Origin of the sequence: Streptomyces ziwulingensis, from assembly GCF_039542605.1 — a bacterium.
Classification (GTDB): Bacteria; Actinomycetota; Actinomycetes; order Streptomycetales; family Streptomycetaceae; genus Streptomyces; species Streptomyces ziwulingensis.
On sequence record NZ_BAABIG010000047.1, the window covers coordinates 48848 to 74829 of the forward strand.

Sequence of the window (25982 nt, forward strand, 5' to 3'; positions counted from 1 at the left end):
GTTCTCGACGAGGAGAGCACGTGTCGCAGGAGAAGTCTGTCCAGACCCGGGACGAACACGGGTACGACTACGACGTCCTTGTCGTGGGGTCCGGTTTCGGCGGCTCGGTCTCCGCGCTCCGCCTCACCGAGAAGGGCTACCGCGTGGGCGTCCTGGAGGCGGGCCGCCGCTTCACCCGGGAGACGCTGCCGAAGAACTCCTGGGACCTGAGGAACTACCTCTGGGCCCCCAGGCTCGGCATGTACGGGCTCCAGCGCATCCATCTGCTCGGGAACGTCATGGTCCTGGCGGGCGCCGGGGTCGGCGGCGGCTCCCTCAACTACGCCAACACCCTCTACGTGCCGCCCCAGCCGTTCTTCGACGACCCCCAGTGGAGCGGCATCACCGACTGGCAGGCGGAGCTGGCGCCCTACTACGACCAGGCCCGGCGCATGCTCGGCGTCCGCCTCAACCCGACCACCACCCCCTCCGACGTGCACCTGAAGGCCGCCGCGGAGCGCATGGGCTGCGGCGACACCTTCCACATGGCGCCGGTCGGCGTCTTCTTCGGCGACGGCGCGGACGCCGACGGATCGGCGCAGGCCGGGCCGGGCCAGCGGGTGCCGGACCCCTACTTCGGCGGCGCGGGCCCCGAACGCCGCGCCTGCGCGGAGTGCGGCGAGTGCATGACCGGCTGCCGCCACGGCGCGAAGAACACCCTGAACGAGAACTACCTGTACCTCGCCGAGAAGGCGGGCGCGGTCGTCCACCCGATGACCACGGTCGTCTCGGTCACCGACGACTCCCGGGGCGGCTACGCGCTGGCCACGCTCCCCACCGACCGGCAGAAGAAGGGGAAGGGCCGCACCTTCACCGCCCGCCGGGTGGTCCTCGCCGCCGGCACCTACGGCACCCAGACCCTGCTGCACCGCATGAAGGCGGGCGGCCGGCTCCCGCACCTGTCCGACCGGCTCGGCGCGCTCACCCGCACCAACTCCGAGGCGCTGGTCGGCGCCCAGACCGACGACCGGCGCTACGCGAAGGCCACCGGCGAACCGCGGGCCGACTTCACCCGCGGCGTCGCCATCACCTCCTCGATCCACCCCGACGCCAGCACCCACATCGAACCGGTCCGCTACGGCAAGGGCTCCAACTCGATGGGCAGCCTGTCGATCCTCCAGGTGCCGTACGCGGGCCGGACCGGTTCCGGCACCACCCGCGTGCTGGGCTTCCTGGCCCACGCGGCCAGGCACCCGATGCTGGTCCTGCGCTCGCTGTCCAACCGCAAATGGTCGGAGCGGACCATCATCGGCCTGGTCATGCAGTCGGTGGACAACTCCCTGACCACCCACCTCAAGCCGGGCGGCGTCGGCAAGGGCCTGCTCACCGCCCGCCAGGGCCACGGCGCGCCCAACCCCAAGCAGATCAAGGCGGCGACCGAGGGCGCCTCGGCCCTCGCCGCGGAGATCAACGGCTTCGCCGGGTCCAACGTCGGCGAGCTGATGGGGACGCCGCTCACCGCCCACTTCCTCGGCGGCTGCCCGATCGGCGCCTCCCGCGAGGACGGCGTCATAGACCCGTACCACCGGCTCTACGGCCATCCGGGCATCTCGGTCGTCGACGGCGCCGCGGTCTCCGCCAACCTGGGCGTCAACCCGTCCCTGACCATCACGGCCCAGGCCGAACGGGCCATGTCGTACTGGCCCAACAAGGGGGACGCCGACCCGCGGCCCGCCCAGGGGGCGGCGTACGAGCGGCTCGGCGCGGTCGAGCCCAAGGCGCCGGCGGTCCCGGCGGACGCCTTCGGCGCGCTGCGGCTGCCACTGCTCGGCATACCCGCGGTGCCGCCGAAGAAGTAACCCGCACCGGCCGCCACCCCGCGGGGCCGCACACCGACCCGCTGGGCCGCACACAGAAGAAGGACCTGCGCCCCCCTCCGAGCGCAGGTCCTTCCCGTCTTGTGTTGCCGGGGGGTTGCACGTTGGATCGACGGCACCGGCGAATGGTTGTCCCGTACCTCAGGGAATTCCTGTGTGTCATGCGTCACACTTCGCGCGCACGGCGAAAAGCCCCGCGAGCTTCGGCCGCGGGGCTCTTCACCGGTCGGGGACCGGGGACGGGTCCGTCGGCCGGCCCCGGGCGTCCCCGGAGCCGGCCGTTCTCTTGGGTGACCGGGCTGCTGTCCCCTGCCGTCCGGTCACTTCCCTGGAGCGAGGTCCCACGACGCACGGCGTGATCCGTACGTCTCATCGCTCCAGCCGAGCCACGCGTGGTTCTCTCGGGCCGCCCCTGGCTGGCGCGGACACCGGGACCAACGACGCCCGGGTGCGACGGTCACGCGCCGTACGGGTGAGGAAGGACCCGAACTGAAGTGCGACCGCAAGGCTCTGAGCGGCGCGGTCCCGGGGGACGCCCGGCGGCCCGGCGGGACGTGTCACCCGGCCGCCTCGGTAGAATCGGGAGCACAAGACCCCCGCCCGACCGCCGGAAGGCACCCCGTGTCATCAGCGACTCCCGCTGCCGCCGCCCCCGACACCGTCCTGGTCGTCGACTTCGGCGCGCAGTACGCCCAGCTCATCGCCCGCCGTGTCCGCGAGGCGCGGGTCTACAGCGAGATCGTGCCCAGCTCCACGCCGGTGGCGGAGATGCTCGCCAAGAACCCCTCGGCGATCATCCTCTCCGGCGGCCCCTCGTCGGTGTACGAGGAGGGCGCGCCGACCCTCGACCGCGCCCTGTTCGAGGCCGGTGTCCCCGTCTTCGGCATGTGCTACGGCTTCCAGCTCATGGCGCAGACCCTCGGCGGCACCGTGGACAACACCGGCGCCCGCGAGTACGGCCGTACCGACCTCGCCGTCTCCCGGTCCTCCTCCACGCTCTTCGAGGGCACCCCGGACACGCAGGCGGTCTGGATGTCGCACGGCGACGCCTGCTCCGCCGCACCCGAGGGCTTCACCGTCACCGCCTCCACGGACGTCGTCCCGGTCGCCGCCTTCGAGAACGACGACAAGAAGCTCTACGGCGTGCAGTACCACCCCGAGGTGATGCACACCACCCACGGCCAGCAGGTCCTGGAGCACTTCCTGTACCGGGGCGCGGGTCTCACCCCGGACTGGACCACCGGCAACGTGATCGAGGAGCAGGTCGCCGCCATCCGCGCGCAGGTCGGCGACAAGCGTGCCATCTGCGGCCTGTCCGGCGGCGTGGACTCCGCGGTCGCCGCGGCCCTGGTCCAGAAGGCCATCGGCTCCCAGCTCACCTGTGTCTACGTCGACCACGGCCTGATGCGCCAGGGCGAGACCGAGCAGGTCGAGAAGGACTTCGTCGCCTCGACCGGGGTCAACCTCAAGGTCGTCGACGCCGAGGAGCGGTTCCTGAAGGCGCTCGCCGGGGTCTCGGACCCCGAGGAGAAGCGGAAGATCATCGGCCGCGAGTTCATCCGGGTCTTCGAGCAGGCGCAGGCCGAGATCATCGCCGACGAGGGCCCCGCGGTCGAGTTCCTCGTCCAGGGCACCCTCTACCCGGACGTGGTCGAGTCCGGCGGCGGCACCGGCGCCGCCAACATCAAGTCCCACCACAACGTCGGCGGACTCCCCGAGGACCTGGAGTTCCAGCTCGTCGAGCCGCTGCGCAAGCTGTTCAAGGACGAGGTCCGGATGGTCGGCCAGGAGCTGGGCCTGCCGGAGGAGATCGTCCAGCGCCAGCCCTTCCCCGGCCCCGGCCTCGGCATCCGCATCGTCGGCGACGTCACCAAGGAGCGCCTGGACCTGCTGCGCCAGGCCGACGCCATCGCCCGCGAGGAGCTGACCGCGGCCGGCCTCGACCGCGAGATCTGGCAGTGCCCGGTGGTCCTGCTCGCCGACGTCCGCTCGGTCGGCGTCCAGGGCGACGGCCGCACCTACGGTCACCCGATCGTGCTGCGCCCCGTCTCCTCCGAGGACGCGATGACGGCCGACTGGTCCCGCCTGCCGTACGACGTCCTCTCCCGGATCTCCACCCGCATCACCAACGAGGTCAAGGACGTCAACCGCGTGGTCCTCGACGTGACCTCGAAGCCCCCGGGCACCATCGAGTGGGAGTAGGGCCGCCGCGCCCCTGAGGGAGCGGCGGGACGGAGAGAGGCGAAACCGCCGCCGCCGTCCCGCCGCCCGCTCCCGTTCCGCCGCCGCTCCCGTCCCGCCTCCCGTGCCGCGGCCACCGGCCGGCCACCGCCGTACCGCGTCCGCATCTTTACGGCACAGAACTGTCTTCCCGGCCTCACCGACGGTAACTTCCGCCCCGTGAATCAACCCAGTGCCGGAGAACACACGTACGGGACACCCGGGACCGCGCCGCCCCCGCCGCAGCCCCTCGACCGACTCCAGTTCGCGATGCCGCCGATGCACGAGTCGGTCGGGGACGAGCGCCGGCACCGTAAGGAACGCCTCGCGGGCGCCCTGCGGATCTTCGGGCGGGCCGGGCTGGAGGACGGCGTCTCCGGGCACATCACCGCCCGCGACCCGGAGTTCACCGACTGCTTCTGGGTCAACCCGTTCGGCCTGCCGTTCCGGCACGTCACGGTGGGCGATCTGGTGCTGGCCAACTCCGACGGGCAGGTCATCGAGGGCCGCTACCACGTCAACCAGGCCGCGTTCACCGTCCACTCCCAGGTGCACGCCGCCCGCCCGGACGTCGTCGCCGTCGCCCACTGCCACTCGGTGCACGGCCGGGCGCTCGCCGCCCTCGGTGAGCTGCTGGACCCCCTCACCCAGGAGAGCTGCGCCTTCTACGAGGACCACGTCCTCTACGACTCCTACAGCGGCGTCGCCGTGGACGCCGAGGAGGGGCGGCGCATCGCGGACACCCTCGACTCGCACAAGGCGCTGGTCCTGCGCAACCACGGACTGCTGACCGTCGGCGACTCGGTGGACGCGGCGGCCTGGTGGTTCCTGTCGATGGAACGGTCCTGTCAGGTGCAGCTCACCGCGCGGGCGGCGGGCCGACCGGTGCTGATCGCCCACCGGCAGGCGGTGGCGACGCGCGAGCAGCTCGGCGGGGACCTGATGGCCTGGATCAACTACCAGCCGCTGTGGCGGGAGGTCAGCCGCGCCGAGCCCGACCTGCTGGACTGAGCCCGACCTGCTGGACTGATCCCGACCCGCCGGACCGAGTCCGACCCGCCGGCGGCCGTGCACGCGGCCGGCCGGGTCAACGCGGCGGCCCGCACCTCACTCGCACTGGCCACCGAGGGCCGGGGGCGCCCGGCGCGGACCCGGTCGTATAGGGCACAATTCGCAGTCATCGCACGGGAGTTGCGGTGTCGGCGCAGAGGTGCGGGAAGGCGGACGGTCGGGCGTGGCGGTGCAGGGGGCGGGACACGGTGGCGCGGGTGCGCACGGAGGCGGGTGCACGTGCGGGGACTGCCCGCACGGCGCGCGTGAGGGGCATCGGCGCGCGGTCGCCGAATTCCTGCTCAGGAGGGACGAGTTCGCCGCGGGGCGGGGCCTGCCGGCCGCGGTGGCCCGCTCGGCGTCGGCCACCCGGCAGTGGGTCTCCGAGGAACTGACCCAGTCCGCCGGGCAGGTCGCCGCGCGCGGCCGGGCCGAGGGCGGGGCGTGGCTCGCCGGGCTGTGGGGCCGTACGGCCGGCGCGGTCTGGGCGGCGGTCGTCCTGCTGCTGCTCGGGCAGGCGCTCACCGCGGTGGGCGCCGCCTGGACACCCGCCCGCACCGCCGGTCTCGCGGCGGCACTGGTGGTGGCCGGGGCGCTCACGGCCGCCTCCTGGTTCCACCGGGCGCGCGGCGGGGTGCTCGCGCCGGTCATCGGCGAGGACAACCGGCTCTCCACCTCCCGCGCGGTGGCGGCGGCCTGGGTGCTGTTCGTGGCGTACGCCGTCCTGGTGCTGGTGGGGCAACTGGCGCTGGCCTCCGTCCACGCCGAGCGCGACGCCCTCATCTCCGGCCTCGCACTGCGCCGGGGCGCCGGCACGGTGACCGTCCTCGCGGTGGTCTGCGTGATCGCGGTGCTGGTACGCCGGGTGATCGGGGTGCGGGTGCTGGGGCAGCGGCTGCAGAAGGTCCGGGCGGACCGGCCGCGCGCGGCGGACCTGCTGACCGACGACGCCGGGCGGGGCACCTTCGCCGACATCCAGTACGTCGTGATCGGCGCGGTCGCCCTGGTCTTCGCGGCGGTCCGGCTGGCCCGCCGCCCGGAGCACCTCCCCGACCTGCCGTGGGGGCTGGCGGTGGTGGTGCTGGTGTCGGCGGCCACCTATGTGGCCGGCAAGTACGCGGAGGGCGGCCGTCCGGTGATCCTTTCCGTGGTCCGCTCACGGGAGGCCGGCGACCTGGACGGGCCGATCCGGACCGGCGACGACATCGAGATCCGGGGTGCCGGGTTCGTGCCGCCTGGCGCGCAGGGCGCGGACCGGCTGTCGCGGATGGTGGTCAGGATCGGCGCGGTCAACGTCCAGGTGCCGCTGGTGCCGGTCGCGGGCGGCTTCAGCAACCCCACCGACTCCCTGCTGACCGTCCCCGTGCCGGCGGACGTGGAGCCGGGCCGGGTGCAGGTCCAGGTGGTCACGGCGGCGGGCGTGGAGACGAACGGATACGCGGTCGACGTGACGGAGTGACGGAGTGACGTGACGGAGTGACGGAGTGACGGGACGACCGGGTGACGGGCGACGGGGTGACGGGCGGCGCGGCGCGCGGGCGGGAGAAAAACGGTCCGGCGAGGATTGAGCGGGCCCGTCCCGTCGTACGTATGGTCTGTCGGGGGTCTGGGCACGCGCGGGCGAGAGGCGGCTGGCGACAGCGATGACTCATGGCATGCGATCGGACACCATCCATCCGGACGGCGGCCGGGACCGGCGGGACGCCGTCGCCCGGTACGCACTCCTCCCGCTGCGGATCTTCCTCGGCGTCACCTTCGTCTACGCCGGTCTGGACAAGCTCACCGACAGCGCCTTCCTGAAGGACTCGGGCGCCGGTTCCGTCGGGGACATGATGCGGACCGTCCGGGACTCCTCGGCCCTGCCCGCCCTGGTCGACCTGGCGCTGAAGAGCCCGACCGGCTTCGGTTACGCCATCGCCCTCGGGGAACTGGCCGTGGGCCTCGGCACCCTGATCGGCCTCCTGGCGCGGCTCGCGGCACTCGGCGGCGCGCTGATCTCGCTCAGCCTGTGGCTGACGGTGAGCTGGGCCTCCGACCCGTACTACTACGGCAATGACCTGCCCTACCTGATGGCCTGGCTGCCGCTCGTGCTGGCCGGGGCCCCACTGCTGTCGGCGGACGCGTGGCTGCGGGCCCGGCGACGGCGGCGGGGCGGCGGGGCCGGCGGCTACCGGTAGCCGCCGCCGTTCCCCGGGGAGGACGCCCGGCGCCGGCGCCGGGCGGCCCCGGCGACGGTGGCGACCGCGCCCGCCAGGCACAGGCCGCCCACCACGAGCGGGATCAGCCCGAACCAGGGGGCCTGCCACCGGCCGTCCGCGTCACCCGCGTAGACGACGCCCGCCGCGAGCAGGAAGGCGCCGGCGACGAGCCGTCCCGGCTGGAACTCATGACGTGGCACGGGCCACCTCCACCTGTCCCGCGCCGACCTCCAGGCCGAGGTCGAGCACCCCGCCGCTGCCGCCGCGGTCGGCCGGGGGCAGCGTCACCCGCTCGTGCCTGTCCGGTGCCACGTCCACGTCCTTGTCGTCGTCGCCGGGCAGCCGGATGTCACCCACGCCGACCTCGATGTCCAGCCGTACGGTGACGTCGCGCGGGACGACGACCTTGAGCCGGCCGATGCCCGCCTCGGCCTCGGTGGTGACCGTACGGCCCGCGCCCACGGCCACGCGGGACAGGTCCAGGGTGCCGACGCCGGTGCCGACCTCGTACCGCTTCGCCACCCGGTCCGCCGCGGCGGGCTGCCAGGTGGTGCGTACCCAGTCGGTGCCGACGTCCTCGGGCAGGGCCGCGGCGCCGGCCAGCAGCGCGGCCGTGAGGACCGCCAGGAAGACCGAACCGGCACCCGTACGCCCGTGGAAGGCGCTGAGCGCGATGCCGAGTCCGAAGACCGCGAGCGCGCAGGACAGACCGGTCTGCAGGCTGCCGCCCAGCGGGTGGTGGTCCCAGGTCAGGCGGGTGCCGAGGACACCGGCGACGAGCGCGAGCAGGAAGACCAGGCCGCCGATCCGGCGGGGGCCGCGCGGAGGTGGTGTCCCGGGGCGGCGGCCCGCGCCCGCGCCCGTGCTCGTGCGGGTGCCCCGGTCGGCGGCGGCGCCCGCCGCGAGGCCCCGGTCGGGGGAGTCGCGCGGTCCCCACAGGTATCCCGTGCCGCCGACGTGGGAGCCGTCCTTGACGATCGGGTCGCGCCACCAGGAGGGGTGGCCGTGCGCCGCCGGCGGTGCCTGCGCCTCCGGCGGCGCGTCCGCCGCCGCCTGGGCGGCGAGGGGGTCGGGATCGGCCGCGCCGCGCCGGCGCGACCAGTACGCCGCGCCCGCGAGCAGCAGGGAGAGGACGACGGCGAAGGTCAGCACGTCGCCGTTGTTCATCAGGGTGAGGAAGACCCCGCAGCCGACCAGGGCGAAGAGCACGGCCGCCAGCGCCTGCCCGTCGACGCGGCCGGTGAGCAGCTTGCGCACCTCGTTCTCGTCCTCGTCGTCGGCCGCGACGAACAGCCAGGCGAAACCGTAGAAGATCAGGCCGAGGCCGCCGGTCGCGGAGAGCACGGCCAGCGTGATCCGGAAGATCACCGGGTCCATGTCCCACTGCCGCCCCAGCCCGGCACACACCCCGGCGAGCACCTTGTGCCGCCGGTCGCGGCGGAACACGGGGGGCGGCCCGACACCGTCCGGGGCCGCCGCCCCGCCACCGGCGCCGGGGGCCGGGCCCGCCGCGGCGGGGTCGTGTTCTGTCATGGGTCCATGGTGACGGCCGCGGGTGCCCGGCGGCAGGCGGGACGACCCTGGTCCGACCCTGATATCGGCGCCGGGCGGCCCCGGGGGAGCGCGGCCGTCCGAGATCAGGGAAGTCTCCGGGCCGACCCTGATGCCCGGTGCGGGGCCGCCGTGTGACCATCGGTGACATGCCGGAAGCCGCAACAGTGCCCGTCGCCGAACCCCGGCCGCCGCGCAAGCTCTACCGCAGCAGCGACGGACGCTGGCTCGGCGGAGTGGCGCGGGGCCTCGCCGGGCACCTCGGGCTGCCCGTGGTCTGGGTGCGGCTGGTCTTCGTCGGCCTGTTCATGGCGGACGGCCTCGGCGCGCTGCTGTACGCCGCGTTCTGGTTCTTCGTCCCGCTCGGCGTCGGCGGCGTCGACACCCCGCGGCCGTCCCCCCTGGTCGGCGCCGAGACCGCGCCGGACGGCCGGCGCAGACTGGTCGCCCGCAGACCCGACAAGGGCCAGATCGTCGCCCTGCTCCTCATGGTCGTCGTCGCCATGGTCTTCGTCGGCAACGTCAACCTCGGCGGCGGCGCGCGCGCCTACCTCTGGCCGACCGTGCTGGTCGGCGCCGGTGTCGCCCTGGTGTGGCGCCAGGCGGACAACGCCCGCCGGGCCCGCTGGGCCGAGGTCGGCCGCAACCGCCGTACGGTCACACTCCTGCGCACCGGAGCCGGCGTGCTGCTGGTGACCGCCGGGGTCTCCGCCATCTTCGTGCTCCAGGGCTCCGCCGCCCACCTCGGCTCGGTGCTCCAGGCCGCCCTCGCCGTCCTGGTCGGCATCACGCTGCTGGCCGGGCCCTACCTCGTCCGGATGACGCAGGACCTGTCCGAGGAACGCCTGATGCGCATCCGCGCCCAGGAGCGCGCCGAGGTCGCCGCGCACGTACACGACTCGGTGCTGCACACCCTGACCCTGATCCAGCGCAACGCCGAACAGCCGGGCGAGGTGCGCCGCCTGGCCCGCGCCCAGGAACGCGACCTGCGCGCCTGGCTCTACCGGCCCGAGGGCAACGGCAAGGACGAGGACGACGAGCCCGCCACCCTCGCCGAGGCCGTCAAGCGCAACGCCGCCGAGGTCGAGGACAAGCACGGCGTCCCCCTCGAAGTCGTCGTCGTGGGCGACTGCCCGCTCGACGAGAAGACGTCCGCGCAGATGCAGGCCGCGCGCGAGGCCATGGTGAACGCCGCCAAGTACGGTGGCGAGGGCGGCGCCGTACAGGTCTACGCCGAAGTCGAGGGCCGGACGGTCTTCGTGTCCGTCCGTGACCGCGGGCCCGGCTTCGACCTCGACTCGATACCCGCCGACCGGATGGGTGTCAGAGAATCGATCATCGGCCGCATGGAACGGCACGGCGGTACGGCACGGCTGCGTGCCGTGCCGGATGGCGGCACCGAGGTCGAACTGGAGATGGAGAGGGCGGAGAACACGTCATGAGCGAACCGACGACCGAGACGAGCGCGACGGCCGGACGGCACGCGCGGGTCGTCCTCGTCGACGACCACCGCATGTTCCGTACGGGCGTCCAGGCCGAGATCGGCCGGACCGAGGAGACCGGCGTCGAGGTGGTCGGCGAGGCCGCCGACGTCGACCAGGCCGTCACGGTCATCACCGCGACCCGCCCCGAGGTGGTCCTCCTCGACGTCCACCTCCCCGGCGGCGGCGGCGTCGAGGTCCTGCGCCGCTGCGCCCCGCTGATGGCCGACGCGGAACAGCCCGTACGCTTCCTCGCCCTCTCCGTCTCGGACGCCGCGGAGGACGTGATCGGCGTGATCCGCGGCGGCGCCCGCGGCTACGTCACCAAGACGATCACCGGAGCCGACCTGGTCGACTCCATCTTCCAGGTCCAGGAGGGCGACGCCGTCTTCTCCCCCCGCCTGGCCGGCTTCGTCCTGGACGCCTTCGCCTCCACCGACGCCCCACCGGTCGACGAGGACCTCGACCGCCTCACCCAGCGCGAACGCGAAGTACTGCGCCTCATCGCCCGCGGCTACGCCTACAAGGAGATCGCCAAACAGCTCTTCATCTCCGTGAAGACGGTCGAGTCCCACGTCTCGGCCGTACTGCGCAAACTCCAGCTCTCCAACCGCCACGAGCTGACCCGGTGGGCTACGGCACGGCGGCTGGTCTGACCCCGTCCGGCAGGCGGAGTTCGAACCAGACCGTCTTGCCGACGCCCTTCTCCCGGAGCGCCGCACCCCAGTCGTCCGCCAGCACGGCCACCAGCGCCAGGCCCCGGCCCGACTCGTCGTCCGGCGCCGCGTGCCGGGTCGCCGGCAGCGTGCCGTCCGCGTCCGTCACCCACACGCGCAGGCGGTCGTCGGTCAGCGCGCACCGGGCCCAGATCTCCCGGCCCGGGGAGACCTTCGCATGGCGGTACGCGTTCGTCATCAGCTCGCTGAGGAGCAGCACCGCCGTCTCCGCCACCTCGTCCGGCACCTTCCACGAAGCGGCCTGCTCCCGAAGGAACGTACGCGCCCGGCCGACGCTGCGGGCGTGACGCGGCAGGCGCCACTCGATGTCCTTCGGGGCGGCGGTGGTCGGCATGTGCTTCGGTCCTTGGGTGTGGTTCTCAGTCGATTGTCGGGATCAGGCTGCTGCATGCCGCTTAACCTCTGGAGTAGCGGCTCGGGTACACAGCGTGCCTGTACATGGTGTGTCGGTGGGAGGTGGGACGGGCGTGGCGACTTCCGGAGATGCTCAGCAGCCCCAACAGGCGTGGCGGTACTGCGGCAGCCAGATCAAGATGTGGCGCGAGGAGGCCGGGGTGAGCCGTCAGCAACTGGCGAAGGAGGCCAGCTATGACTACGAGTACGTGAAGTCGATGGAGTGCGGGAGGCGACGTCCGACTCTGCGGTTGTTGCAGACGGCGGACCAATTGTGCGCGGCCAAGGGGAAACTGGCGGCGGCGCATGAGCATTTGAAGCCGGAGCCGTTCCCGGCTCGGTCGCAGGAGTTCGTGGCGATCGAGAAGGACGCCATCGCCGTGCACTCGTACCAGCCGCTGCTGATCCCGGGACTGTTGCAGACGGAGGAGTACGCGCGTGAGCTGATCAGCGAAAGCTGCCCACCACTCGACGATGAGACCGTCGAGGAGCGCGTGACGGCGAGGTTGCGACGACAGGAGGCGCTGACGGCCAAGAACGGCGGCGTCTTCAGCTTCGTCATCTACGAAGCGGCGTTGCGGACGATGGTGGGGGACCGTGAGGTCATGCACCGGCAGTTGCTTCACATGCTGGCAGTGACGAAACTTCGCAATGTATCGATCCAGGTGCTGCCCGTCGGGAGGGCGAGCGGGGTGGCTCTGAACGGTCCCATCGTGCTTCTGGAGACCGCAGACCACGACTACTACGCCTTCGCCGAAGGGCAGGAGACGAGTGCCCTCTATGCCAGTGCCGACAAGGTCAGCAGGATGGCCCAGGCACATGGCATGATCCGCATGCATGCCCTCAGCGTCGAGGAGTCGGCGCTGTTCCTCAGGAAGGTGGCGGACGAGCTATGAGCGACCGACTGGTATGGGTCAAGTCGAGCTACAGCGACAGCCAAGGCAGCGACTGCGTCGAAGTCGCCCGCACCGGACCTGAGTCCGGTGATTCCCTGACGCATGTCCGGGACTCGAAGCTGGGTGTGCGGAGTCCGCGGCTCGTCGTGCCGGCCGGTGTCTGGGGCGCCTTCGTCGCCCACGCCCGCCGCGTCTGACCCTCACACCACCCGCGCCGCCCCCGCGAACGGCATCGTCGCCCACGGTCACCGTGGCCGCCGCCCTTCCGGTACGGGCCGCGCGGAGGTCACCGCACCCGCGGCCACCGCGAGCCAGGCGGCCACCGAGATCCACAGCAGCACCTCGCCCAGGCCGTCCAGCCAGGACACCTCCAGGACGGCGCCGACGGAGAGTGTCGCCGCCGACGTCATGCCGAGCGGGAAGACCGTCGCCCAGCGGCGCACGTCGTAACGGGGCCGGACGCGGACGATCTCGGCGATCAGCAGGACGGCGTACCAGGCGAGGTCCAGGGTGAGCAGGGCGACGGTGGTGGTGCGCAGGACGTCGCCGTCGTCCCGGTTCCACAGGTACATGCCGGAGCCGGCGGCGCCGAGCAGCTTGGCGCCGGCCAGCGCCGAGATGGCGAGCGCGCCGCCCGCCACCCAGTGGTCCCCGGCGCCCCGCACCACCTGCGCCGGGTCGAAACGGAACAGGGCGGCGGCGTACAGCACCAGGCCCAGCCAGAACGGCACCAGGGACGCGTGCGCGAGCCAGGCCGTGGAGGTGGCGGCGGCCAGCGTGGCGCCGAGCACGGCGAGCCCCTCGGTGGCCACGCAGCCCAGGAACACCGCCCCCGGCATGCGCCGCCCCCAGTGCCGTACGACCAGCACGATCAGTACCGGCCACAGCAGTGTGGCGAGGGCGAGCAGGGCCTCGGCCGGGGTGGGCCGGCCGAGCAGCGCGAAGCGGGTGCCGATCACGGTCGTCGCCGCGACCGCGGTGAGCGCGCCCGGCGTCACCGCCTGCGCCACCCACCGCGCCCGCTCGCGCACCAGCAGCAGGACGAAGTTCGCCGCCAGCCCCAGCCAGGCCACGCAGGCCAGGACCAGGGCGATGCGGGACAGCGTCTCGTGGCCGGTCAGGTGCAGGCCGACGGAGACGATGCCGGTCGCCATCACGGCGGCCCCGGCGGCCGGCGGACGCCGCGCCCACCAGGCGCGCAAGGAGGCGGGGGCGGCGCCGGGGCCGGGGACGCCGGGAACGGGGGCGGTGCCGGATGACATGGGCCGATGCTAGAGAGCGGCGCCCCTCAGGCCGGTCGCACCACGCTGTGGATCGAGGACTCGCCGTCGTAGTACACCGATTCCTCGCGGACGTACGCGCCCGGCTTCGGCGCGTGGATCATCATCCCGTTGCCGATGTAGATGCCGACGTGAGAGATGTCGTCGTAGAAGAAGACCAGGTCACCGGGTTGTGCCTGGGAGATCGACACGGTCGTGCCCGCGTTCACCTGGTCATAGGTGGTGCGCGGCAGCGGCACCCCCGCGGCCTTCCAGGCGGCCCCGGTCAGACCCGAGCAGTCGTAGGAGTCGGGGCCGGTGGCGCCCCACACGTACGGCTTGCCGATCTGGGCGCGGGCGAAGGCGAGCACCTTCTCCGCCTTGGTGGCGTACGCGGGGTCCGACGTGGACGAGCCCGACCCGGTGCCGGTGCCGGTGCCGGTTCCGGACGAGTCCGACGACGAGTCGGCGGGGGCGCTCTCCTGGGCGGCCTGCTCGGCCCGCTCCCGCTCCTCGGCCTGCTGCCGGGCCAGTTCCTCGGCCTTGCGGGCGGCCGCCTCCTGCTTCTTCTTCTCGATCGCCGCGAGCCGCGCCTTCTCCTCGGCGGTCAGCTCGGAGAGCAGCTCACGCGCGGTGGTGAGCTTCTTCTGGACGGTGGCCTTCGCCGTCTTCAGGTCGTTCTGCGACTCGGTGAGCGTCTGGAGGCTCTCGGTGGCCTCCTGGCGCTTCTCCATCGTCTCCGCCTGCCGCGTGACGTAGTCGTCGACCGCGAGCTTCTGGCGGCCGGTGAGCCGGTCCATGAGCTGGTTCTGGTCGAAGTAGTCCTGCGCGGAGTCGGCCAGCAGGAAGGTCGCGGTGTCGGGGAGGGAGGCGCCGGTGCGGTACTGGGCGGCGGCGAAGGTGCCCAGCTCCTCCCGCGCGTCGTTCAGCTCCTGGGTGCGCGTGGCGACGTCGTCGAGGAGGGTGTCGACCTGCTTGCGCTGCTTGGTGGACTTCTCCTTGGCGGCGTTGTACTTCTCGGTGGCCGACCCGGCCTGGCGGTAGAGGTCGTCGACCTTCTTCTGGACCTCTTCGAGGCTCGGCCGGTCGTCGGCGGGGGCGGCGGTGGCCGTCTGGGAGAGCAGCGCCACGGAGGTGAGGGCGGCCGTGGCCAGGACGGGGGTGCGTATCCCCGCCACCCGCGTGCCTGCGGGACGGGACTTGCGGTGCGACGCCAAGGCTGGCGACTCCTTCCGTGCTCCGCCTGCCGGGTTGGCTGGGGTCCCCCCAGGCCGTTCAGGCTCTGGGGGAGGGTTCGGGCGGGGGCAATACGGAAGGTGTGCCCTACGGTCGCGGCCCCGCAGGGCTGTGAACCGATTCACCCCAGATCTCGGTCGGGTCCCCGGCTCCACGCGTCGTGCGGACGCGCCGGACTCGGCGGAGGCCGCGCGGCCCGGCGACGGTTCGCCGGTGGGGGTCGTGCGGCCTGCGGAGCACCGTAGCCAACTCGTGTGCCACCTGTGAAGGTTGACGGGTGATATGCCCGATACATTTTCGTGACCTTGTGGTGGGGTGTCACTGGGCGTGAGGGTTTCTGTCGGGAACGTGGCGGAGGCGGTTGTGGCCGCGCTGGAGACGGAGGTCACGTGCCGCGTGCGGGCGGGTTCTCCGGGCGGCGTCCGGTTGTCAGTGGGGCGCTCTAGACTCGGGGAGCGATGAGCAGCCTCTTTGACGACAGCTTCCTGGCGAACCTCCAGGCCCCCCGCGGCCACGAGGAGGAGCCTCCGCCGCCACCCGAGGACGAGCACGGTCCGGAGCCGGTCCCGGACGGCCTGTTCGCCGGGAGGTTCGACGCGCCGCCGGACCGGGAGGCGTACTACCGGGACGGCGCCCCGCGCCCGGTCACCGACCCCGCGGCCCTGCTGGACGGGCTCAACGAGAACCAGCGGGCCGCCGTCGTGCACGCCGGTTCCCCGCTGCTCATCGTGGCCGGAGCCGGTTCCGGCAAGACCCGGGTGCTCACCCACCGCATCGCCCACCTGCTCGCCCAGCGCGGCGCCCACCCCGGCCAGATCCTCGCGATCACCTTCACCAACAAGGCCGCGGGCGAGATGAAGGAGCGCGTCGAGCGGCTCGTCGGCCCGCGCGCCAACGCCATGTGGGTCATGACGTTCCACAGCGCGTGCGTGCGCATCCTGCGCCGGGAGTCCAAGCGGCTCGGCTTCACCTCGTCGTTCTCGATCTACGACGCCGCCGACTCCAAGCGCCTGATGGCGCTCGTCTGCCGCGACCTGGACCTGGACCCCAAGCGCTTCCCGCCCAAGTCCTTCAGCGCCAAGATCAGCAACCTGAAGAACGAGCTGATCGACGAGGAGGACTTCAGCGCGCAGGCGACCGACGGCTTCGAGAAGACGGTCGCCCAGGCGTACGCCCTGTACCAGTCGCGGCTGCGCGAGGCCAACGCTCTCGACTTCGACGACCTGATCATGACGACGGTCAACCTGCTCCGCGCCTTCCCCGACGTCGCCGAGCACTACCACCGCCGCTTCCGGCACGTCCTGGTCGACGAGTACCAGGACACCAACCACGCCCAGTACAGCCTGGTGCGCGAACTGGTCGGTACCTCCGCCGGGCACTCCGCCGGGCACTCCGCCGCGCAGCCGGTCGACGTGCCTTCGGAGGCCGGGGGCGAGGCCGGGGGCGAGGCCGAGGTGCCGCCCGCCGAGCTGTGCGTCGTCGGTGACGCCGACCAGTCGATCTACGCCTTCCGCGGCGCGACCATCCGCAACATCCTCCAGTTCGAGGAGGACTACCCGGACGCGACCACGATCCTGCTGGAGCAGAACTACCGCTCCACGCAGACCATCCTCACCGCCGCCAACGCGGTGATCGAGCGCAACGAGTCCCGTCGCCCCAAGAACCTCTGGACCAACCAGGGCGCCGGCTCGCGGATCACCGGGTACGTCGCCGACACCGAGCACGACGAGGCCCAGTTCGTCGCCGAGGAGATCGACCGCCTCACGGACGCGGGCGAGGCCAAGGCCGGTGACGTCGCGGTCTTCTACCGCACCAACGCCCAGTCCCGTGTCTTCGAGGAGATCTTCATCCGCGTCGGCCTGCCCTACAAGGTCGTCGGCGGCGTCCGCTTCTACGAGCGCAAGGAGGTCCGGGACGTCCTGGCCTACCTGCGGGTGCTCGCCAACCCCGAGGACTCGGTGCCGCTGCGCCGCATCCTCAACGTCCCCAAGCGGGGCATCGGCGACCGCGCCGAGGCGATGATCGACGCGCTCTCCCAGCGGGAGAAGATCAGCTTCCCGCAGGCGCTGCGGCGGGTGGACGAGGCGTACGGCATGGCCGCGCGCTCCACCAACGCCGTCAAACGCTTCAACACGCTGATGGAGGATCTCCGTACGGTCGTGGAGTCCGGCGCCGGACCGGCCACCGTGCTGGAGGCCATCCTCGAACGGACCGGGTACCTCGCCGAGTTGCAGGCGTCCACCGACCCGCAGGACGAGACCCGCGTCGAGAACCTCCAGGAACTCGCCGCCGTCGCCCTGGAGTTCGAGCAGGAGCGGGCCGAGGCGGAGGGCGAGCAGGCGGGGACGCTGGCCGACTTCCTGGAACGGGTCGCCCTGGTCGCCGACTCCGACCAGATCCCGGACGAGGAGGACGGCGACGGCGTCGTCACCCTGATGACCCTGCACACCGCCAAGGGCCTGGAGTTCCCGGTCGTCTTCCTGACCGGCATGGAGGACGGCGTCTTCCCGCACATGCGCGCCCTCGGCCAGGCCAAGGAACTGGAGGAGGAGCGGCGCCTCGCGTACGTCGGGATCACGCGCGCGCGCGAGCGGCTGTATCTGACGCGGTCCACGCTGCGCAGCGCCTGGGGCCAGCCGTCGTACAACCCGCCGTCCCGTTTCCTGGAGGAGATCCCGCCCGCCCATCTGGAGTGGAAGCGGACCGGGTCGAGCGCGTCGGCCCCGGCCGGGCCGGTCTCCGGGGTGGCCGCGTCGCTGTCGTCGTCCCGGTCCCGTTCCTCGGCCTCGGGCGGGTCCGGCTTCGCGACCCGCCGCTCCGGCGAGAAGCCGACGGTGTCGCTGGCGGTCGGCGACCGGGTCACGCACGACCAGTTCGGCCTGGGCACGGTCGTCGGGGTGAAGGGCACCGGCGGCAACGCCGAGGCGACGATCGACTTCGGTGAGGCCAAGCCGAAGCGGCTGCTTCTGCGGTACGCGCCGGTGGAGAAGCTCTGAGTGCGCTGACCCGACTCGACTCCGGGGCCTGATGACAGGGGCCCCGGACGGGTCTGCCGCGTCGGGGGCGGGGGCTTACTACGTCGGGTCGAGGCCGTGGCTGCGCAGCCACGGCAGCGGGTCGATGGCCGAGCCGCCGGCCGGGCGGACCTCGAAGTGCAGGTGCGGGCCGGTCGAGTTGCCCGAGTCCCCGGAGTACGCGATCGGATCGCCGGCTTTGACGGTCGAACCCGGGGGCACCCGGTACGTGGAGAGGTGGCAGTACCAGGTCTCCGTGCCGTCCTTCGCCGTCACGATCATCATGTTCCCGTACGCGACGTTGAACTGTGTGCGGACCGTGCCGTCGGTCGCGGCCATCACCGTCGCGCCGTACGAGACGGGGAAGTCGATGCCGGAGTGGGACGACATCCAGTTGACGCCGGCCTGGCCGTAGTAGGCGCTGAGCCCGTGCTGCGCGACCGGCAGGGAGAACTTCGGACGCAGCCGCTCCTTGCGGGCCGCCTCCTCCGCCGCGCGCTTCTTCTCCGCGTCCTGCTCCGCCTTGAGGTCGATGCGCTCCTGGGTCCGGCTGGCCCGGTCGGCGAAGTCGTCGGCCCCGGCGGAGAGACTCGCGAGCTGGGTGTCGAGCTTGCTGTTGGCGGCGGACGGTTTCACCGGCTGCACGTCCGGCGCCGAAGCCTGGGTCTCCTGGCCGTCCTCGCCGCCCAGGGTGCCGACGGAGGCGGCGGCGATACCGGCCACGCCCATGACGCAGGCCGAGGGCACGGCGATGGTCAGCAGCGCGGAGCGCCTGGCGGGCGGGCGGCGGCGGGAACGGTTCGCGCCGCGGGAGCCGGAGCGCCGGGTGGGCGCCGGGACCGGACCCGTGCCCGCGTCCGCGACGAACGCGGTGCTCTCCTCCTGCTCCTCCAGGAGGTGACCGACGGCGGGGAGTTCACCGGTGCCGGTCAGTTCCTCGTGCGGTTCGTCACCGGTCGCCCAAGGGGCCGTGTCCGGCGGTTCGTTCTCGGTCGCCCAGGGGGCGGGGTCCTGCGGTGACGTGGCCTGCGCCGGCTCGGCTTCCGGCGCGCCGTCGGAATTCCACTCGGTGGCGTCGAAGGCCCCCGTGTCGAAGGTCCCCGTGTCGAAGGTCTGCGTGGACCAGTTCCACTGCTGGGTCGGATCGGCGGGTTGGCCGGAACCGGACTGCTCGGGCTGGAGCCAAGTGCCGCTGTCCCACTGGCCGCTCGTCTCGGGGCCGTCCGCCTGCGCCGGCACGGTGGGGAACGGCTGCCGGCCGTCGGTCCAGGCGGTGGTGTCGTAGGACCCCGTGTCGTAGGCGGCGTGGTGCTGGGCCGCGTACCCGTCGTAGTTGAGGGTCTGGTGGGCGCCGGTCGCCCACGGGGCGGTGTCGTACCCGCCTGTCGTGTCGTCGTACGCGCCGGTGGCGTGCGACGAACCGGTGGTGTCGAAGGCGGCGGCGGCCTGGGCGTCGTACGCCCCCGTGTTCTGTCCGGGAAGGCTGCCGAAGAGGGGGTCCGCCGCGAAGGAACCGCCGGTGGACGAAGGCGAGGAATATCCGGTGGTGTCGTAGCCGTTGTGCGTGATGAAGTCGCCGTACGCGGCTTCCTGGGTGCCGTACGACGCGTAATGCGCCGCGTCGGCGTCGGATGCCGAAGCCGGGGTGGTCATGGTCCCCGACGGGTGACGGTCGTTCACCAACTTCTCTTTCGCCTCGACAACAGGGGCTGCCAGAGCAGTGCGGCGACTGTACCCGGCGGTATGCGGGCACGACAATCTTCCGTGGGTTTCGCTCGCGCAGGAAACGGGCAATCGGCCGTGATTCGGCGGTCGATGGACGCGAGTTTGGCTTTGTGTTCGATACGCGTTCGAATTAACCGGAACTCGTCAGACAGCTTTTCCCCCGCTTTCCCCTCCCGGGCGGTCGGCTGTGGATCTGCTTTCAGGCGACTGTGAGACCGGCGGGGCCCACGTCGGAGTCCGGCGCGGGGTCGGGCGCGGGGTCGGGCGCGTCGAGGGCCTGCCGGATTCCGGTGGCCACGGCCGGATGCAGTGGCAGGGCGAGATGGCCGACGCCGCTCACCCGGACGTTCCGCGCCGCCAGGTCCGGATGGTCCAGGCGCGCAGTCTCCAGCGGGTCCATGGCCCGGTCGAGATCGCTCCAGAAACTCACGAACCGCGTACGGCAGTTGGGCGCCGGCCGGGACAGTTCCTCGATCACCGCCGAGCCGGGGCGCATCTGGCGCATGACCGGATGCGCGTCGGCCAGCGGCAGCACGCGGGTGCCGGCATGCGGCGTGCCCAGGGTCACCAGCGTCCGGACGCGCAGGTCGCCCCCGAGGCGCTGCGCGTAGTACCGCGCGATCAGACCGCCGAGGCTGTGCCCGACGATGTCGACCCGCCGGCTGCCGGTGCGCTCGCAGATCTCCTCCACGCGCCTGCCCAGCAGCTCGGCCGCCCTACGGATGTCGCGGGTCAGCGGCGAGAAGTTGAGCGGGACGACCTGCCGCCTGCCGTGCTGGGCCAGGCTGCGGCGCAGGAGGACGAAGACCGAGCGGTTGTCGATGAAGCCGTGCAGCAGGACGACCGGAGTGTGACCGGGGCGGAGATCCGGGCCTGGGCGGGGGCCGGGGGCGGGGGCGGCCTCGGAATCCGGGTCTGGGTCGGGAAGGGGGAGTGCCTGCGGTGTCGGGGCGGGTGCCTGCGGTGTCGGGGCGGCGGTCAGGCGTTCCTGGACGATGCCCGAGGGGTAGAGAAGGGCGTGGCCCGCGAGGATGGCGACGTCCAGAGCGGTGGCCTTCAGCAGCTCCAGGTCCAGATCCAGCTTCACGTCCAGGTGCAGGTCCAAGCCCAGGCGGAGTGGAAGAAAGGGCGGCGCTGCCCAAGTGACCTTCATGGCCGACCTCCCGTCGGCACGCGGAAGAACGCCTCTGTTGCCCGAGTGCCCTCATGGGGAGCCGCGACACGGATGCCGCCGGGCCCGTCTCCGGCCCGCAGCCGGTGCTCGCAGACGCTGCGCGACGAAGGGGTCCCGCTCTGTGATTTCCCCCTCGGTTCTGGCCGCGAAACCGCCGGTTGCGGGATGCTGGAGATAACGTTCGTTCACATGGAGGCAGTGATGGGTGTGGCAGCCGGTCCGATCCGCGTGGTGGTGGCCAAGCCGGGACTCGACGGCCATGACCGCGGGGCCAAGGTGATCGCGCGGGCGCTGCGCGACGCCGGTATGGAGGTCATCTACACCGGCCTCCACCAGACTCCGGAGCAGATCGTCGGCACCGCGATCCAGGAGGACGCCGACGCGATCGGCCTGTCCATCCTCTCGGGGGCGCACAACACCCTCTTCGCCGCCGTGCTCGACCTCCTGCGGGAGCGGGACGCGGCGGACATCCTGGTCTTCGGCGGCGGGATCATCCCCGAGGCGGACATCCCGCCGCTGAAGGAGAAGGGTGTCGCGGAGATCTTCACGCCGGGGGCGACGACGACGTCGATCGTGGAGTGGGTACGGGAGAACGCGCGGCAGCCGGCCGGGGCGTGACCGGGACGGCCGGTCCCAGTTCCTCGGCCATCGCCGCACGCAGACGCAACGTGCTGACCAGGCGCTGGAACGCCTCCGCCCAGTACCCGCCGGCGCCCGGCGCGGCGTCCTCCGACTCGTCCGGGATCGCGAGGAGACCGTCGAGCCGGCCCGCCTCCCCGGGATCGAGGCAGCGCTCGGCCAGGCCCATGACCCCGCTGAAGCTCCAGGGGTAGTTGCCGGCGTCCCGCGCGATGTTCAGCGCGTCCACCACCGCCCTCCCGAGCGGCGCGGCCCACGGGATCGCGCACACCCCCAGAAGCTGGAACGCCTCGGACAGACCGTGCGTGGCGATGAACCCGGCGACCCACTCGGCCCGTTCACCGGCCCCCAGGATGCCGAGCAGCTTGGCCCGCTCGGCCAGGGAGACCGCGCCGGGACCCCCGGCCTCGGGCGCGGTGGGTGTGCCGAGGAGTGCCCGCGCCCAGGCGGCGTCCCGCTGGCGTACGGCCGCCCGGCACCAGGCGGCGTGCAACTCGCTCTGCCAGTCGTCGGTCACCGGGAGGGCGACGCTCTCCTCGGGGGTCCGCCCGCCGAGGCGGCCGCTCCAGGCGCCGAGCGGCGTGGCCTCCAGCAACTGGCCGAACCACCAGGACCTTTCGCCCCGGCCGGTGGGTGGTTTGGGTATCACGCCGTCGCGCTCCATGGCGGCGTCGCACTCGTGCGGTGCCTCCACGGTGATCGCCGCCGAGGTTCGGATGCCCTCGACCCAGACGCAGGTCAGGGCCCTGGCCGCCATCCGGCCCGCGAGTGCCGACCCCGGGAGCGCGGAGAGCAGCTCCGCCGCCGTGGACCGTACGTTCCGGCTGCGGTCGGCCAGCGCCTCCTCCAGGAACGGTTCGTCCGCCGCCGCCAGGCCGGTGCGCAGCGAGTCGAGGAACATCAGCCGGTCCTCGGCCCGCTCGGTCGCCCAGGTGCCGGCGAGCAGTTCCCGCGCCTCGGCGGGGTCGCGGGCCCGCAGGGACGCCAGCAGCGCGACCCGCTCGGCGAACAGCCCCTCCTGCCACAGCTCGCGGACCCGTTCGGTGTCCTCGGGGCGCGGCAGCGAGGCGTCCCCGCCCGGCGCCGCGCGCAGGGCGAACCGCCAGTCCGGATTGAGCCGGGCCAGCCACAGGGCGCGCGGTCCGGCGAAGGTCAGGGCCGCGGGACGCAGGTCGGTACGGCCGCGCGCCGCGTCGAGGAGGGCGGGCAGCGACGGAGGGGGAGCGGCGAAGCCGCGGTCGTTCGCCGCCGCCAGCCACTGGGGGAGCAGTTCCATCAGGTCGGGGGTCGTGCCCCGGCGGCCCCCGCTCCCGCTGCCGGGCCGGTCGGTGAGCAGCATCGCCAGCCTGCGGGCGGCGGCCTGCGGGAGCGCGGGGCGGTGATCGTCGGGAGCGGGCGCGAGGCGCTCCGCCGAACGCGCGGGTCGCAGCCCCGCCCTGCGGCGTACGGTCTCCACGGCCGCCGCGTCCAGCAGGGCCGCCGGGGCGTCCCGGCCGGGCGCGCAGCCCGGGGGAGTGCGCCGCTCGGTGCCGAGCAGGGCCGAGGTGACCAGATCCTCCCAGCCGGGCGCCGCGGTCGCGGAAGCCGCGGAAGCCGCGGAAGTCGCGGAAGTCACTGGAGTCGCGGAAGTCGCTGGAGTCGCGGGACCGGGTGTCCTGGGCATACGTGTCCTTTCGGTTCCGTGGGCGGGCGTGCGGGGGGCTCCGGGGCTCTGGGGGCTCGGGGGGATGAGAGGGGGTAGGGAGGGGGTGACCGTCAGCACAGGGGGACGGCGGCGCCCGGTCCGGTCGGCCAGGCCGTCAGGGGGGTGAATCCCCGGTGGCCGCACTCGCCGAAGACCTTGACGGGCGTGCCACCGGAGAGGGCGACCAGGCGCCACAGTCCCGGCCGGTCGCGTGCGGCGGCGGTGAGCGGCAGTGCCGTGTCGCCGTCGGCGTCCGCCAACTGCCACTCGTCCCCGTCCGGCACCGGGACGACCCGGTCCAGGGTCACCGGGACGGACTCCAGCCACGGGTCGTCGCGCAGGGCGTCGCCGTAGCGGGCGGCCGCCCGGACCGTGGTCGTCCCGGGCGGCCGGGCCGGCGTCGGCTCGGGGGCGCCGTACCGCTCGCCCAGGGCCGCCCGGTACTGCCCGGCCCCCGGATAGGCGGACACCTCCGCGTCCAGCGCCCGGCCCACCGGCAGCGCCAGCTCGGGAGCGCGGCCGGCGGCGCCATAGGAGAGGAGCAGCACGGTGCGGTCCGAGTCGGCACCGTGCAGCCACATCCGACGGGTCGTCAGGCGAGCGTCCGTCAGGTCGTACTGAGCGAGGACCAGCCAGCGGTCGCGGACGGCCGGACCGTCCGGCGAGGCGGACAGTCCCACCCTGGAGCGGACCGTCGCGGCCAGGCCGTCCGGCAGTCGGTCCCGGTGCAGCCAGCCCTGGTCCAGCAGGTGGAGAAGCGCGCACTCCTCCAGGAGCCGCACCGGCCAGCCCGGACCGGACGCCGGCACGGCACCCAACTCCCGCACCCGCGCCGCGAGGCCCGGCGCCTGCGCGTCGACCATGCGGGCCGCCGTCTCCTCCCACAGCTCGTACCCGGCCTGTTCCGCCCCCGCCAGACCGCTCCGCAGCAGGTCGGCCAGGCGCTGTTCCAGCTCCGTCGCCCCCGCCGTGATCCGCTCGGCCCGCCGCTGAGCCCGCCGCCGCGCCGCCTCCGGACCGACGGAACCCGAACCGGACTCGGAATGCGCGTCGCAACCGGCGCCGGAGGCCGACTCGGAGCGGGCCTCGGAGCCGGCGTCGGAACCGGCCGTGGAGCCCGTCACGGGACCCGCCGCGGAACCCGCCTGGGTTCTCGCGGAGGCGGCCGCTCGCTTCTCCGCCCCCTTCCGGCGCCGCGTCGTCAGCCACTGCTCCGCCCAGTCCGGCGCCCCGGCCCGGGGCACCGTCGTGGCGCCGCCCGTCCAGAGCAGCAGCAGCCCCAGCGCGTGCTTGCACGGGAACTTCCGGCTGGGACAACTGCACCCGTACGCGGGCCCCGCCGCGTCCGCGAGGTCCACGACCGTCCGGTACGGCCTGCTGCCGCTGCCCTTGGCCAGTCCCCACACCGCCCCCTCGTCGGAACAGCCCGCCTCCGACCACGGCCCCGCCGTGCCGAGTCTGCTCCCCGCTCTGCGTGACGCCGCGTCAGGCGCCAGCACCAGCACCTGCTCCACCGTCCAGCGCTCCCCCTGCTGAGTCATGTCATCGAAGGTAGGTCCACCCACTGACAACGGCCCTCACGCCGGCATTCGTGCAGGTAAGCGCGATTGTCAGTGGGGTGGTGCACCGTTGACGACAGATCCGAACCGGCCGAGCTGGAGGGGGACTCAAGCCATGTCCGTATCCGCAGAACCGACGTTCGTCGACCCGAGCCGGAACGGGCCCGTGCCCGTGCGCGGCGGCGCGGACCCGCAGGGCCCGGCGGAGGTGCTCCGTCCGCACGCCGAGCACGCCTTCGCCGCCGAACTCGCCTCGCTGGCCGCGCGGGACGACCGCCCGCGTCCGGCCCGCTGGAAGCTGTCCCCCTGGGCCGTCGCCACGTATCTGCTCGGCGGCACCCTGCCGGACGGCACCGTGATCACACCGAAGTACGTGGGCCCGCGCCGCATCGTCGAGGTCGCCGTGACCACGCTGGCCACCGACCGCGCCCTGCTTCTGCTGGGCGTGCCCGGCACCGCGAAGACCTGGGTGTCCGAGCACCTGGCCGCGGCGGTCAGCGGCGACTCGACCCTGCTGGTGCAGGGCACGGCCGGCACCCCCGAGGAGGCCATCCGCTACGGCTGGAACTACGCCCGGCTGCTCGCCCACGGACCCAGCCGGGACGCCCTGGTGCCGAGCCCGGTGATGCGGGCCATGGCCGAGGGGAGGACCGCGCGGGTCGAGGAACTGACCCGGGTCCCCGCCGATGTGCAGGACAGCCTCATCACCATCCTGTCGGAGAAGACGCTGCCGATACCGGAGCTGGGGCAGGAGGTGCAGGCGGTCCGCGGGTTCAACCTGATCGCCACGGCCAACGACCGGGACCGGGGGGTCAACGAGCTGTCCAGCGCCCTGCGCCGCCGCTTCAACACCGTGGTGCTGCCGCTGCCGGCCAGCGCCGAGGACGAGGTCGACATCGTCTCGCGCCGCGTCGACCAGATCGGCCGCTCCCTGGACCTGCCGGCCGTGCCCGACGGGATCGCCGAGATCCGCCGCGTCGTGACCGTCTTCCGGGAACTGCGCGACGGGGTGACCGCCGACGGGCGGACGAAGCTGAAGTCGCCGAGCGGCACGTTGTCGACGGCCGAGGCCATCTCCGTCCTGACCAACGGCCTGGCGCTCGCCGCCCACTTCGGCGACGGCGTGCTGCGGTCCGGCGACGTCGCGGCGGGCATCCTCGGCGCCGTCGTCCGGGACCCGGCGGCCGACCGGGTCATCTGGCAGGAGTACCTGGAGACGGTGGTGCGCGAGCGCGACGGCTGGAAGGACTTCTACCGGGCCTGCCGGGAGGTGAGCGCGTGAGCGGCGGCCCGGCGGCGGCCCCGGCGGA

Annotated in this window: 21 protein-coding genes; 12 read left to right on the forward strand and 9 right to left on the reverse strand. The window is 73.0% G+C overall.

Annotated features, from left to right (window positions below; genetic code table 11):
- Positions 1-20 precede the first annotated feature (20 nt).
- From ABEB00_RS22600 to ABEB00_RS22620, 5 genes are all read left to right on the forward strand, one after another.
- The gene (locus tag ABEB00_RS22600; protein ID WP_345621860.1) at positions 21-1838 is read left to right on the forward strand and encodes a GMC oxidoreductase; all 1818 of its coding nucleotides are present in this window, start codon (positions 21-23) and stop codon (positions 1836-1838) included.
- A gap of 639 nt (positions 1839-2477) precedes the next feature.
- Complete coding sequence (guaA, locus tag ABEB00_RS22605; RefSeq protein ID WP_345621861.1) at positions 2478-4058, forward strand: glutamine-hydrolyzing GMP synthase; 1581 nt, start codon at positions 2478-2480, stop codon at positions 4056-4058.
- Between the two features lie 198 nt (positions 4059-4256).
- Positions 4257-5087, forward strand: coding sequence for a class II aldolase/adducin family protein (locus ABEB00_RS22610; protein WP_345621862.1), 831 nt, complete (start codon positions 4257-4259; stop codon positions 5085-5087).
- A gap of 223 nt (positions 5088-5310) precedes the next feature.
- A complete protein-coding gene (locus tag ABEB00_RS22615; RefSeq protein ID WP_345621863.1) occupies positions 5311-6585 on the forward strand; it encodes a hypothetical protein in 1275 nt (424 codons plus the stop codon).
- A gap of 184 nt (positions 6586-6769) precedes the next feature.
- Positions 6770-7303: a DoxX family protein gene (locus ABEB00_RS22620; protein WP_345621865.1), complete on the forward strand. Its 534-nt coding sequence runs from the start codon at positions 6770-6772 to the stop codon at positions 7301-7303.
- Here ABEB00_RS22620 and ABEB00_RS22625 read toward each other — a convergent pair.
- Together ABEB00_RS22625 and ABEB00_RS22630 are read right to left on the reverse strand one after the other, a co-directional pair.
- Complete coding sequence (locus tag ABEB00_RS22625; protein ID WP_345621866.1) at positions 7294-7524, reverse strand: hypothetical protein; 231 nt, start codon at positions 7522-7524, stop codon at positions 7294-7296. The two genes, ABEB00_RS22620 and ABEB00_RS22625, sit on opposite strands and share 10 nt — an antisense overlap.
- Positions 7511-8857, reverse strand: a complete 1347-nt coding sequence (locus ABEB00_RS22630; protein ID WP_345621867.1) for a PspC domain-containing protein — start codon at positions 8855-8857, stop codon at positions 7511-7513. Before ABEB00_RS22630 ends, ABEB00_RS22625 begins: the two co-directional genes overlap by 14 nt.
- Positions 8858-9024: 167 nt before the next feature.
- On the opposite strand from ABEB00_RS22630, the gene ABEB00_RS22635 reads away from it, so the two are divergent.
- Both ABEB00_RS22635 and ABEB00_RS22640 read left to right on the forward strand, forming a co-directional pair.
- A complete protein-coding gene (locus ABEB00_RS22635) occupies positions 9025-10317 on the forward strand; it encodes an ATP-binding protein (RefSeq protein ID WP_345621868.1) in 1293 nt (430 codons plus the stop codon).
- Positions 10314-11012 (forward strand): LuxR C-terminal-related transcriptional regulator, encoded by a 699-nt coding sequence (locus tag ABEB00_RS22640; protein WP_345621869.1) that lies wholly within the window; start codon positions 10314-10316, stop codon positions 11010-11012. Before ABEB00_RS22635 ends, ABEB00_RS22640 begins: the two co-directional genes overlap by 4 nt.
- Here the strand turns inward: ABEB00_RS22640 and ABEB00_RS22645 are convergent.
- The gene (locus ABEB00_RS22645; protein ID WP_345621871.1) at positions 10990-11427 is read right to left on the reverse strand and encodes an ATP-binding protein; all 438 of its coding nucleotides are present in this window, start codon (positions 11425-11427) and stop codon (positions 10990-10992) included. The genes ABEB00_RS22640 and ABEB00_RS22645 overlap by 23 nt on opposite strands.
- Positions 11428-11560: 133 nt before the next feature.
- Here ABEB00_RS22645 and ABEB00_RS22650 point away from each other — a divergent pair, with 133 nt between their 5' ends.
- Together ABEB00_RS22650 and ABEB00_RS22655 are read left to right on the forward strand one after the other, a co-directional pair.
- Positions 11561-12382 (forward strand): helix-turn-helix domain-containing protein, encoded by an 822-nt coding sequence (locus tag ABEB00_RS22650; protein ID WP_345621872.1) that lies wholly within the window; start codon positions 11561-11563, stop codon positions 12380-12382.
- Entirely contained in the window at positions 12379-12579 is a 201-nt protein-coding gene (locus tag ABEB00_RS22655; protein ID WP_345621873.1) for a DUF397 domain-containing protein, read from the forward strand. The genes ABEB00_RS22650 and ABEB00_RS22655 overlap by 4 nt, the downstream gene beginning before the upstream one ends.
- Before the next feature lie 48 nt (positions 12580-12627).
- On the opposite strand, the gene ABEB00_RS22660 is transcribed toward ABEB00_RS22655, so the two are convergent.
- Positions 12628-13644: a tellurite resistance/C4-dicarboxylate transporter family protein gene (locus ABEB00_RS22660; RefSeq protein WP_345621875.1), complete on the reverse strand. Its 1017-nt coding sequence runs from the start codon at positions 13642-13644 to the stop codon at positions 12628-12630.
- Between the two features lie 26 nt (positions 13645-13670).
- A complete protein-coding gene (locus ABEB00_RS22665; RefSeq protein WP_345621876.1) occupies positions 13671-14858 on the reverse strand; it encodes a C40 family peptidase in 1188 nt (395 codons plus the stop codon).
- Between the two features lie 477 nt (positions 14859-15335).
- On the opposite strand from ABEB00_RS22665, the gene pcrA reads away from it, so the two are divergent.
- Entirely contained in the window at positions 15336-17873 is a 2538-nt protein-coding gene (pcrA, locus tag ABEB00_RS22670; RefSeq protein ID WP_345621878.1) for a DNA helicase PcrA, read from the forward strand.
- Between the two features lie 78 nt (positions 17874-17951).
- Here pcrA and ABEB00_RS22675 read toward each other — a convergent pair whose 3' ends face one another.
- Together ABEB00_RS22675 and ABEB00_RS22680 are read right to left on the reverse strand one after the other, a co-directional pair.
- Positions 17952-19571 (reverse strand): M23 family metallopeptidase, encoded by a 1620-nt coding sequence (locus tag ABEB00_RS22675; protein WP_345621879.1) that lies wholly within the window; start codon positions 19569-19571, stop codon positions 17952-17954.
- A 244-nt stretch (positions 19572-19815) separates the two neighbouring features.
- Positions 19816-20769 (reverse strand): esterase/lipase family protein, encoded by a 954-nt coding sequence (locus tag ABEB00_RS22680; RefSeq protein WP_345621880.1) that lies wholly within the window; start codon positions 20767-20769, stop codon positions 19816-19818.
- 222 nt (positions 20770-20991) lie between these two features.
- Here ABEB00_RS22680 and icmB point away from each other — a divergent pair, with 222 nt between their 5' ends.
- Positions 20992-21408: a coenzyme B12-dependent isobutyryl CoA mutase small subunit gene (gene icmB, locus ABEB00_RS22685; protein WP_345621881.1), complete on the forward strand. Its 417-nt coding sequence runs from the start codon at positions 20992-20994 to the stop codon at positions 21406-21408.
- Here the strand turns inward: icmB and ABEB00_RS22690 are convergent.
- Entirely contained in the window at positions 21335-23092 is a 1758-nt protein-coding gene (locus ABEB00_RS22690; RefSeq protein ID WP_345621882.1) for a DUF5691 domain-containing protein, read from the reverse strand. The genes icmB and ABEB00_RS22690 overlap by 74 nt on opposite strands.
- Positions 23093-23184: 92 nt before the next feature.
- Positions 23185-24654 (reverse strand): SWIM zinc finger family protein, encoded by a 1470-nt coding sequence (locus tag ABEB00_RS22695; protein WP_345621883.1) that lies wholly within the window; start codon positions 24652-24654, stop codon positions 23185-23187.
- 133 nt (positions 24655-24787) lie between these two features.
- On the opposite strand from ABEB00_RS22695, the gene ABEB00_RS22700 reads away from it, so the two are divergent.
- Positions 24788-25954, forward strand: coding sequence for an ATP-binding protein (locus ABEB00_RS22700; RefSeq protein WP_345621884.1), 1167 nt, complete (start codon positions 24788-24790; stop codon positions 25952-25954).
- The last annotated feature ends 28 nt before the right edge of the window (positions 25955-25982 follow it).